10 protein-coding genes are annotated in these 10,883 nt (G+C 64.7%); 5 read left to right on the top strand and 5 right to left on the bottom strand.

Features of this window, described 5'->3' with window-relative positions:
- Positions 1 to 7 precede the first annotated feature (7 nt).
- The 4 genes from AB0C21_RS08020 to AB0C21_RS08035 all read left to right on the top strand — a co-directional run bounded on the left by AB0C21_RS08020 (position 8) and on the right by AB0C21_RS08035 (position 5,427).
- Positions 8 to 628 carry an Eco29kI family restriction endonuclease gene (locus AB0C21_RS08020; RefSeq protein ID WP_500203297.1) on the top strand — a complete coding sequence of 207 codons (621 nt, stop codon included), beginning with the start codon at positions 8 to 10 and terminating at the stop codon, positions 626 to 628.
- 155 nt (positions 629 to 783) lie between these two features.
- Complete coding sequence (locus AB0C21_RS08025) at positions 784 to 3,159, top strand: ATP-binding protein (RefSeq protein WP_500203298.1); 2,376 nt, start codon at positions 784 to 786, stop codon at positions 3,157 to 3,159.
- Positions 3,160 to 4,833 (top strand): DEAD/DEAH box helicase family protein, encoded by a 1,674-nt coding sequence (locus tag AB0C21_RS08030; RefSeq protein ID WP_500203299.1) that lies wholly within the window; start codon positions 3,160 to 3,162, stop codon positions 4,831 to 4,833.
- A gap of 3 nt (positions 4,834 to 4,836) precedes the next feature.
- Positions 4,837 to 5,427, top strand: coding sequence for a hypothetical protein (locus tag AB0C21_RS08035; protein WP_500203300.1), 591 nt, complete (start codon positions 4,837 to 4,839; stop codon positions 5,425 to 5,427).
- Between the two features lie 524 nt (positions 5,428 to 5,951).
- Here AB0C21_RS08035 and AB0C21_RS08040 read toward each other — a convergent pair.
- From AB0C21_RS08040 to AB0C21_RS08060, 5 genes are all read right to left on the bottom strand, one after another.
- Positions 5,952 to 6,155 (bottom strand): helix-turn-helix domain-containing protein, encoded by a 204-nt coding sequence (locus AB0C21_RS08040; protein ID WP_500203301.1) that lies wholly within the window; start codon positions 6,153 to 6,155, stop codon positions 5,952 to 5,954.
- An 11-nt stretch (positions 6,156 to 6,166) separates the two neighbouring features.
- Positions 6,167 to 6,730 (bottom strand): hypothetical protein, encoded by a 564-nt coding sequence (locus tag AB0C21_RS08045; protein ID WP_500203302.1) that lies wholly within the window; start codon positions 6,728 to 6,730, stop codon positions 6,167 to 6,169.
- 221 nt (positions 6,731 to 6,951) lie between these two features.
- On the bottom strand, positions 6,952 to 8,223 hold the full coding sequence (locus AB0C21_RS08050) for a relaxase family protein (protein ID WP_500203303.1): 1,272 nt from the start codon (positions 8,221 to 8,223) through the stop codon (positions 6,952 to 6,954).
- Between the two features lie 266 nt (positions 8,224 to 8,489).
- Entirely contained in the window at positions 8,490 to 8,870 is a 381-nt protein-coding gene (locus tag AB0C21_RS08055) for a MobC family plasmid mobilization relaxosome protein (RefSeq protein ID WP_500203322.1), read from the bottom strand.
- A gap of 870 nt (positions 8,871 to 9,740) precedes the next feature.
- Complete coding sequence (locus AB0C21_RS08060) at positions 9,741 to 10,127, bottom strand: ATP-binding protein (protein ID WP_500203304.1); 387 nt, start codon at positions 10,125 to 10,127, stop codon at positions 9,741 to 9,743.
- Between the two features lie 397 nt (positions 10,128 to 10,524).
- On the opposite strand from AB0C21_RS08060, the gene AB0C21_RS08065 reads away from it, so the two are divergent.
- The coding region (locus AB0C21_RS08065; protein WP_500203305.1) for a helix-turn-helix domain-containing protein at positions 10,525 to 10,883 on the top strand (359 nt) is incomplete at its 3' end.

The raw sequence follows: 10,883 nt of genomic DNA on the forward strand, positions 1-10,883 counted from the left end.
CCGGTATATGCCGGATTACCGCCCTGCAGCCTTCGACCCGATGGACACCGAGAACATCACCGCCGTCGTGTGCCGGGAACTCGAGCGGCAGCCCCTCGTGCCTCTCGATCCCGAGATCCCCAGGTTCGAGGGCTCCGGCCTCTACGCGATCTACTACGCCGGGACCAGCCACCCGCTCTACGCTCCGCTCGCACCCCACGTGATCCCCGTCTACGCCGGCCAGTCGTTGTCGCACAACAGCGCGACGGGCACCGCCACGCGAAGCAAGAACCCGCTCTGGCTCAGGGTCCGTGGGCACACTCGGTCGATCGCCGGTGGGGGCTTGTCCACGGCCGACTTCGGGGTCCGACTGCTCCTCGTGCCGGACGTCCACGCCGACCTGGGAGAGAACGGTTTGCGCGTCGGTTACCAGCCCGTCTGGAACGCCATCCTGAACGGTTTCGGCAGCAACGAGCAGGGGCCCACGACCCGCAAGAGCGCGCGCACCAAATGGGACACCGTCCACCCGGGCAGGAACCGTAGTTACGGCGCGACCACCCACGACCGCGACGAACTGGTGGCCAGAGCTCAGGCGCACATCGCCGCCCAGGTAACCAATGTCGCCGCCATCCCCTGGCGGCGCCCCTGAGAGCGGCTCTCTGGCCGCCGACTCCGCGAACGGTCGAGCGGCCGTCCGCTTCGTGTCAAACTTTCCCGTTAACCTGTCTCTCGATCCTGGTCTAGCCCCCAGCCAACCAAGCTGAGTCGCGGTACCTCGGCGCGGCTCCAAGACAGGAGATCTTGATGACGGATCCCGTGGTCAATGTCAAGCCTCACGGTCGGATCCTGTCGGTCCTGGGAGACATCGAGTTCTCCGTGTGGCAGTGCCTGGCCGAGCTGATCGACAACGCCTTCGACGATTTCCTGGGCCGTAGCCAAGGGGCCGCCGAGGAACGCCCCACCGTGAGCGTCTCGTTGCCTGGTCGGAATAGTGATCACCGCACTGCCGAAGTTTGGGTCACCGACAACGGCTCCGGCATGGATCTGGAGACCCTGAGCAACGCGGTCAAGGCGGGCTGGACCAGCAACAGCCGCTACGGGTCGCTCGGCCTGTACGGAATGGGGTTCAACGTAGCAACGGCGCGGTTGGGGCGGCGGACCGTCATCAAGACCACACGCGCGGGGGACCCTTCCTGGACGGTCCTTACCCTGGATCTCGCCCAGCTCGGACAGGGGGACGACTACAACGTGCCCGTCCGGTATGAGCCCAAGGACCGACCCGACGAGCACGGCACCATGGTCGCCATCAGCGACCTCAAGCGGGACAAGTGGGACGGCCTGTCCAAGCAGGATGCCAAGGTTCGCGAGCAGCTCGGAGACGTCTATAGCTACCTGTTGCGGGAGCGAAACTTCCTGATCACGGTGAACGGCAAGAAGGTCCAGCCTCGGCTTCCCTGCGTCTGGGCCGCGTCCCGCACCGTGACCCGCAGCGGCTCGACGATCCCGGCGGTAATCGAGATCGACGAGCCCCTGCCCGCAGCGAAGGCTTGCCGGGAGTGCGGTCACTGGAACCCCGAGTGGGTCCAGGAATGCGAGGACTGCGGGCTCACCCGGCTCGAACTACGCGAACGCCGCATCTGGGGCTGGATCGGCGTGCAGCGCTACCTGCATAAGAACGACTACGGAATCGACTTCCTGCGCAACGGCCGCAAGATCCTCATCCGGGACAAGCGCTTCTTCTCCTGGGTGGATCCCGATGGGCTGGAGGAACCAGATCCCGAATACCCCATCGACTCCCGGCGCGGCCGGGGCCGCATCATCGGGGAGATTCATTGCGACCATGTGCCGGTCAACTACCAAAAGAGCGCCTTCGAGTATGACGGCCCCGACTGGCGGACCGTCGTTCGCCGGGTGCGGGGCGACAGCCCGCTACGCGAGAAGATCGCCGAGCGACTCGGCCTGCCCCGCAACACCAGTCCCCTGGCCCGGCTGTACGCCGGATACCGCCGTGAGGACCCCGGCCTGAACTACCTGGTCCCCGGTGACGGCAAGAACGCTCTCTTCGACACAGCCATCGACTGGGCCAAGAAGTTCCGCGCGGGCGATCCCGCCTACCAGACGGACGAGATCTGGTACGAAGCCGCTTACCGGCACGACAACCCCGTGGTTCCAGATCCTGAGGAACCTAACGACGATCCCGATGACATCTTCGACCAGATGGGGCTTGGTGACGATCGGCCCCACGAGGCCGGCGACGCTGACGGCGACGGGCACGACGATGGTAAAACTTCCCCCGACGAGCCGGGCACCCAGCCCGGCACGACGCCTGCCCTCGGCGGCGCCCCAAGCACCGAGGAGACTTTGGACCAGCGTCTGACCCGCTACCGTGACAACGCCGTTCAGATCGTTGACTTGACCGGTCGCTACGAGGCCCCCGACCTGGGCGGTGTCGAGCTGGTGGCTTGGGCGGTGCGCGAAAGCACCCTGCGGGATCCGGTCGGCAACCAGGTCCCAGCCTTCACCCAAATGGTCCGGGCGCCTCGCCTCGAAACCTTCGTCGCGGTCAACCATTCGCTGTTCACCGAGTTCGGAGTCGAGGTCCGGGACCTGGTGATGGTCGAGCTCGCCGAGTTCATGCGGTTTCGCGCCGCCCCGTCAGGCCGAGAGCCCAAGCCGTTGTCCAGCGTCCTGGCGGACATCAAGTCCCGCGCCACCGACCAAAAGATCACCGCAGACGCCCTGGCGGGGCGGGCCAGCCGACTGCTCGGTCGTATACGTGAAGCGATGCAGCGGGAGGTCAAGGGCTCCCCCACAGGCTATTGGGAGATGCTTCAAGAGTCCGACCGCGCCCGTACCCAGCGCCGGTTCGCCATTGAGGGCGGCGACGTGGCTTGGGACACCGTCCTGGAATTTGGCGACTTCGCACTGTACCTGCCGGCCAGCGCCGTAGTGAGACTTCTCGAGCGACGGCCGGAGAGCTTCCTCGACGGCAAGGTGTTCAAGCGGTCCTACAACGATCTCACCGACGACAGCTCACGAGCCCTGGTCGTCTCTCGCCTGGTCGGCTTCGTCGGTGACCTCGCCCGTATGGAGGAACAGCCCAAGCTCGGCTTGATCGAGCTGCAGCGCGTCAAGCTCAGCTGTCTGCTCGTAGAGTCCGAGCTCACCGACGCCGAGTAGGTGGGAGAACTGACCAGCGGATTCCTCGAGCCCAAGTTCCTGCTCGGTTTGGGCCCCAACCAGTTCCCCCGGCAGGTCGAGCGGCTGCTGTGGCATCTGGGGTTCACTGACGTCACCAACATCGACGGCCCCGGAGACGAGGGCGGAGACCTCCTCGGTGACTACAACGGCCATCACTGGACGCTGCAATGTAAGTGGAAGAAGAGCGGAACGGTGGGAGCAGCCGCAGTCGATGAGGTAGCCCGCGCGAGAGATGCCTACCGCGCGACGCGAGCGGCCGTCGTTACGAATACCCAACTGAGCGCCGGCGCCATCCGCCGAGTCGATCAACTCGCCCTCCTGGCACCCCGCATCCAGCTGTGGCCAGGCCTCACTCTCAACCGCGCGTTCGCCAAAGTTCCCGACCGTTTCGCCGCTATCCGGCTCCGGCCCTACCAGGAGGATGCTCGGACCGCGCTGGACACCACGTTGCAGGAAACCAGACGCGGACTTCTCATCCTTGCCACCGGCCTGGGCAAGACGGTCGTCAGCGGCGAGATCATCGCCAATCACCTACATCGCCTCCCACACGATCAGGTTCTGGTCGTCGCGCACACCAAAGATCTCGTCGACCAACTCGAACGCGCCCTATGGAGGCATCTGGACAAGCACACGAAGACACGCCTACTGACTGGCGACGAACGCCCCGACGACCTCGACGGCGTCACCTGCGCCACGCTGGCCAGCGCCCTGTACGCCGCCCGCCGTGGATACCGGCCCGGCCTGGTCGTCGTCGACGAGGCTCACCACGTCGGTGAGGACGGTCAATACAGCGAACTCCTGGACCTGCTCACCGAGTCCCAGCAGATGGGTGTGACGGCGACCCCCTGGCGCGGTGACGAGTACGACATCTCCCGCCGCTTCGGGCCAGCGGCATTCACACTCGGCATCGAAGAGGGCATGCGGAACGGCTACCTCGCACAGGTCGATTACCGGCTCTTCATCGACAACATCGACTGGGACATCGTCAGAAACGCCAGCCAGCATTCCTACAGTCTCGGTGAGCTCAACTCCAAGCTGTTCCTCCCGCAGCGCGATGAGGCCATCCGCGACGAGCTGGCATCCGTCTGGGGCCACGTCCCGAACCCCCGCGCGATCGTCTTCTGCCGGACGGTCCAGCACGCCGAACGCCTCGCGGACCTGCTCCGCCGCAACGCCAGATGGGGCAACGCCCTCGCCGTACACGCGGCCCTCACCAAACGCGAGCGCCAATCCCGACTTCTAGCGTTCCGGGCTGGACACGTCCCGATCCTCACCTCAGTTGACATCCTCAACGAGGGAGTGGACGTACCCGATGTCAACATCTTGTGCTTCGCGCGCGTCACCCACAGCCGTCGCATCTTCGTCCAGCAACTCGGCCGCGGCTTGCGCCTCCGCGATGGCAAAGAACGCGTCATCGTCTTGGATTTCGTCAGCGACCTGCGTCGTGTCGCGGCGGCGCTGAACATCAAGCGCGAACTGGAAGCCAGCGAGACCGAGACACTAAACCGCCTTGATGGATCACGCGTCGAGTTCTCCGACCAGCGCGTCGGCTCACTCATGAACGAATGGATCCAGGACGCTGCCAGCCTGGAGACCGCATATGATGAGTCCCGCTTGCAATTCCCCGACCCCTCCGCGATCCCCGGCTGGTGAGACTTGTCCGAGCTACCCGAAGCAATAAGAGCCGAAGTCATCGAGGAGCTCTACCGCCAAGCGGATGAACTCGACTGGGAACTCCTCTCCGCGACGGAGAAAAAGCTTCAGTATCGCCGATGGATTGAGGATCCCCGCATCGGGGGCGTCCTTCGCTCCTTCCTCGACGACCACCGCATCGGGACATGGATCAAGGATACTCCGATGAAGGAGTACGCCCGGGCACAGGAAGGCTTCGGAAGCATGGCCCGCTATGCCCGTAGCCGCTTCCCCGGGCCGGACCATTTGATCACACAGGCTCTAGGTGATACCTGGAAGGTAATTCCCGGGAGTGTAGACGATAAGCCGATGCATTGTCTGGCCAACAATGGCGCAACGACACGCTATGCCTGTTGGGGTCCTCCGATGAAGTTTCGAGACCTCACCTGGGCGGCGCTCAACGCGGCGATTTCCATGCCCGAAAGGCCAATAATCGTGGTCACACTACGGGACGGTCTCGTCATCTCCGACGTGGACAGATCTTTCCAGATCGCCATCGCCAAGCATTGTGGTGTGGATATTCGGCACGTCCACCGCAAACTTGAGCGATCGTGACCTGCCAAGCTCGAAGTCGTTCAACCCTGAACCGAACCTCCATTCGCCAATGGCCTTAGGTTCCGGTTATCTAATCCAATCAAGCCTAAAGAAGCCCGGTCGGCCTCTGGGGCTCTGACGGTCGGAGATACCCGAACGTGGTTAGTCCGCTTTCAGTACTGGGAGGATGAGGCACACGATCTTCCCAGGCCCACCGATCCGGTGAGTGGTGATTGAGAGGCGCCGGGCCGTGCTGGCTACAGGGGAGACGTCGCCCGACATTCTCCCGATCACCACTCCCCAGTAGCCCACCCCGACCGCGCACACTCTGCGAAGAGAAGGGACCGAAGCCCTCGAGGGCATTACGGTCCACGCCGGTGTCCAAGTCATCGCGATTCTTCTCCGTCGATCTCGGTCGATTCGAGGGATCACACAATGGCCGCCTCACGTCACCTCGCCACGCCCTCTGACCAGGTCAGACTCATGCACCATCTCGTGGACCCAACCGTGAGCGGTCGCCCGCGTGCGCGCACCGCGACAAGTTCCTACAGACTGCCGCCGGTACTAGCCATAAGGAGTTGCAGGTCGGCGGTGACTACTCGGTAGGTGGTCCCTATGCGGATGACCTTGCAGGGGAAGCGGTTCTCGCGGGCGAGTTGGTAGGCGCGGGTTCGGCCGAGGCCGAGGGCTCGGGCAGCCGTCTCGATGGTGGTTGTGGTCGGAAGGGCGGCGAGCTCCTCGTGGGTCATGGGCTCCATGCTCAGGCCTCCGGAGTGTTCGGGCGGCGAATGCGGATGACACGGTTTTGTCCGGTGGCGGGAGGCGGCGCGAGTAGTGTCGCGGTAATCGGTCTGGGGAAGTCGTTGGCCGCCGCTGCGACGCCGGCCTCGTCCCCGTGTGCTTTCACCTCGACGGCCGGGGGCGCTTCGTTCCTGCGGGTGGCGCGGGAGTGGACGGCGTGGATGGCCGATTGGGCATCGCTGAGCGCCGCGCAGAGAGCTCGGGCATGCTGCCTGGCTTCGGCTAGAGCTTGGCCGTGGCGGCTCAGGACGTCCGCGAGGTCTTCGGCCTGGTCGTGGCCGAGACGGTCGGCTTGCAGCTCCCGGAGGAAGAAGCGATTGATCTGGTCGAGGACCTGATCGAGGCCGTAGGTTGCTGCGCTGAGGTTGCCGAGGATGGTGTACGCAGTGCCGGGGAGAGTGAGGCTCGGCGGGCTGGCTGTGGCGTAGTTGAGCTGGCGGACGTGTTCGGTCAAGTCGGTCGCGAGGCGCGCGGTCTCTTCGTCGTTACGTGCGGTCGGGGGAGCCTTCGTTTCGTCGGACATGTGGGTCACTCCTTGTGGCGTTGGGGCACGTGCAGGGACTGTGATCGGTCATGGCTTCGCCTTCCTTGTGTGGTGGGATGAGGGTGTGCAGGCTCGTCGTCTCGAACGCCGCACTGGCGCACACCTGAGTATCGTTACGCTTGTTTACGCTCCGTTAGTATGCGGTGGCGTCGGTCGTTACGCCACGACCGCTAGCGGTGTGGCGCCAACTTCTCTGGTCGCTACTGCGATGGGCGGCGAGGGGTGGTGCGCGCCGACGGTGTGGGCGCAGGCCTGGTAGATCGGTGGGGACGGTCTGCCTCCAGGTTGGGGAAGGGCAGAGGGAAGCCGGCGGCAGCGAGCCGCGCAGCGTTGTGCTCGGGTGTGTCGTTGGCCGGCGCCCGAAACAACGTCGGCTTTGTCGGCCGTGCGGTCGGTTGGCGGAGTTGGGTGAGCTGGGCAGCAGCCTTACGGGCCGCAGCTGCTTGGGCGAAGCGTTGCTGCGATTGCCGGTGCTCCGCGATCGCTTCGATAAGGGCAGCGAGTTGCACGATCAGGTGGGAGAGGACGCCGGCGAGGGTCGGGCGATGACTGTGCGACCCTCCGATCTGGGACAGAGCCAGAACCCGCGCAACCGTACGGAGGTTCGTGCCATAGGGCGTGGCGGGGGACTGGCGCCCGTAGGGTTCGCGAGCTGCTCGGTCATAGAAGTCGGCCGCGCGGGCGAGTTCACGGTTGCCGGTGAGGGCCGCGGTTACGTGTAAGACGTCGGAGGCCGCGGCTGCTAGGTCGGCGCGAACGGCGGGGTCATGGATGTGGCGCATCTGCCAAGTAGCTGTCGCAGCGGCTCTTGCGGCCTGTTGGTAGGCGGCATCTCGCTCCTGGCGAGTCAGCTTCGCCTGGCTGAAAGAGCGCTGGCCGAAGTGCGTACCTTCATCGGGAGCCGACCAGCGGCAGCGGAGTTTGGGAAGGGTGAGGTTGGCGGCGAGCTTGCCGCCGGAAAACCAGACCGGCTGACCCTCTCGGTTGGTGTGGCCGGGAAGCGCGACCGCGTAGCCCGTGATCTCCCCAGGAGTGCGGACGCTCTCGCGGACCTTGACCAGCACTCCGGCCTGCTCAAGGGCGACGAAGAAGTCCTCCTCGGTCTCGGCTCCGGCAGCTGCGGTGGCAACTTGCCGGCGGAGGGTACTGCGGGGCGGTTCCGACCAGTTCTTTCGGTGAGCGAGTTCCGTCTCGGCTCGGGTTGGTCGGGGCGCTGCTGTGCGGTCGGCGGGTGCGGTTGGGGTTAGGCCGTAGCGGTCTTCGACGATGTGGCAGGCATGGGCGACCTTGAAGTAGTCGCGACGTAGGTTCGGGTTGCGTCCATCCTCGCGGGCCAGGACGGCAACGAGATGGATGTGGTCCTCGGCATGGCGGACCGCGATCCAGCGGCATGCCCTGTCATCACCTCGCGGCGCCAACCCGGTCTGGTGCATGACCTCTTCAGCGATGTCGGCCCATTCGTCGTCCGACAAGCGTCGGTCCGTCGGCGCTGCCCGGATCGAGCATTGCCAGATCGGCAACGCAAGCGGCGTGTGGCGGAGGGTGTCGAGCGGGGAGGTCAGGACTCCGACTAGATGCCGGTAGTCGCGGTCGCCTCTGGCATCCGTGCTGGGCTCCAAAACTACGGGCAGGCGGAACCCTGCAACAAGGTGGGGGTCGACGTGCTCGTTACGTTTCCCTGGTCCGTAGAGGTACGACAGCAGTCGGGCGAGGCTTTGGCCGCGTGTCACTTTCCCGATCAACGCAGCAGCCGACCTATCTCAACAGAGGAGGCGTCCACTTTTCGGAGAACCTTCTCCAGGTACGCTAACGAAGCGGATAGCTCTTGAGGCGCCTGTCCCGTTGCGTTCGCTATTCGGGCCAGTTGGTTGATGTTCACACCAATACGATTCAGCTGTCGCGCGATGCTGCGCAGTTCTTCACAGAGCGCCAGGGTCGGTTGCTGTCCGAGCCTGTGCTGGCGAGTGGCTACCTGAATGGTGTGGACGATAAATGTTCCGTAGGCAGCGCCCGCTCGATGGGCAGCCTCACAGATCTCCTTGTACTCCTCTTCGCTGACTCGGAATCTCATCTCCCGATCTCGTCGACGCCCTCCTGTGAGCTGCGAACGTCGTTGCAGCTTGCTCTGCCTGCTGACCGGCTCCTCGTCCGTGTTCCACCTCCTGCCGTACTCGCCGGACCGCGCCCGGTCGACTCAGCAAAGGGACGCGGTATGGATCATCCTGGGTCCATACCGTGTCGCTACACGGCCCTACCTTGCACCCCTCTATTAGGTCATCTCTTCGACTCTACCGACTGAGGATATTCTCAGTCGGTGGAGTCCAAGCCGTGCCGAAGGATGTCGTTCAGTGCCATGAAATTCTGGTTTCCAGAGAACAGGACATACGTTATCTGCCCTCGAGGATGAGTGGGCTCCGCGACACTTGACTCCCGCAATTTTTCGCGGGAGTCTCGCGCGAGCACCTATAGTCGACCGGCAAGCAGTGCAGAGTCGCGGCGACATTCGGAACGGCAGCTGTTCGCTTCCGGCAGCCGCCGATGCCGACTTCGCTGTCAGTCTCGAGTCGGAAGCCTCGATGTGGCCCTAACGCCGTCCGCGCCCGTCCACTCGTCCGCCGCGCGGCGGACGAGCCGTCCGCCGCTGCTTCGCAGCCGCCGTCCAAGCGGACGGAGCCGTCCACACCGGCGGACGGGCGCGGCGGGCCGTTGGTATGGCTCTCGGGGCCCGCACGCATGGCCGAGGCAAGTCGTGCCTATCGCTTCCTCGCTCGAGGAGGCTCGGGAGCAAGCTGGGGATCGAGGCGCGGCCTCGCCAGCCAAGCGTGGCGGCGGGCTCGCTGGACAAATCCGCGAAGAGACTCCCAGCGTGCTCGAACGCCTTCGGTCAACATGCGTGCACCGCAGGCGTGGCTCGCCACTCGGCCCAGCAGACCAACCCGCAGAGCGGGAGTAGCAGGGGCCGGTGACGCAGCCTCAGCGCGAGCGAGCGTCAGGCGAGTTCGAACCAGGTGTGCAAGCGACCGGCAGTGTCGGTGTCGTAGCCGAAGCGGGCGGCAAGGGTCTCGATGAGGACGATGCCGTGGCCGTGGTCGCGGGGTTCGGAGCCTTGGTGGCGGGTCGGGATGGTGCCGGCGCCCGCATCGATGACCTCGCAGCGTAGGGAGTTCCCGCAGTCATACAGCGTGAGAGTGAACGAACCGCCATGACGGGAGTCGGAGTGCCGGACGCTATTGGTGCAGGCCTCGGAGATCAGCAGTTGTGCCGTGGCGGTGCGGTCGCTGCCGTCCAGTACCGCGGCGGCGAACCGGCGGGCCTCACCGACGCTCTTGGGGGTGGCCGGGAGGGTTACGCGACCGAGAATGATCCACGTCGTCATGAGCACATCGCCTTCGCGATGGCCGGGACGGCGCGAGGGTCAGTGACCAGCGCCCAGTCGCGCGACCACACCCAGGCCCACGTCCCTGCCTGAGGGGCTGGGACGCAGGCGACGAAACGGACCTTGTTGGTCCGACGGCTCGTGACACGAAGGACGGCTCTCTCGCCGGCGCCAAGGACCTCGGGGTGTACATGGTGATGCGGCAACTGGCCCGCCAGCCATGTCAGAAGATGACACCGCTGCCTTGGATGCAATTCTTGTTCCAGTTTGTCCGACATAATCGAATCCCCGTCCGGCTGCTCTGACCTGCAGTTTTCAGGACAAGCGTGCTCCGCAAGAGTTACCGTGTCGCCATTCCTAGGATCACCTGGAAATTCGTCCGATGGACGGAGACACGATGCACATCAACGAGTCCCCCGACCCGCGATCGTCGATGTGGGCGTGGATGGCCCACCACCTGCGCTTCCAGCGCATGCAGCACGGCATGTCAGGACACGCCCTTGCCGAGCTCCTCAACTGTGCGCGTTCCTCGATTTCCAGACTGGAGAACTGCGAAGCGAAGCTGACCGACGCTCAGGCGGCCGTCCTCGACGAGCGGTGGAACACCGGCGGAACGTTCGCGATCATGCTCTGGTACGCGCGGCTCGGACACGACCCCAACTGGTTGTGCGACGTGAAGTCGCACGTTTCGAGTGAATGCATGATTGGAGGTCGATGGAAAGTCAAAATGCATTCCAGGCTAGTGCCTGAGCCTGT

It is taken from the genome of Spirillospora sp. NPDC049024, from assembly GCF_040649235.1.
GTDB lineage: Bacteria > Actinomycetota > Actinomycetes > Streptosporangiales > Streptosporangiaceae > Spirillospora.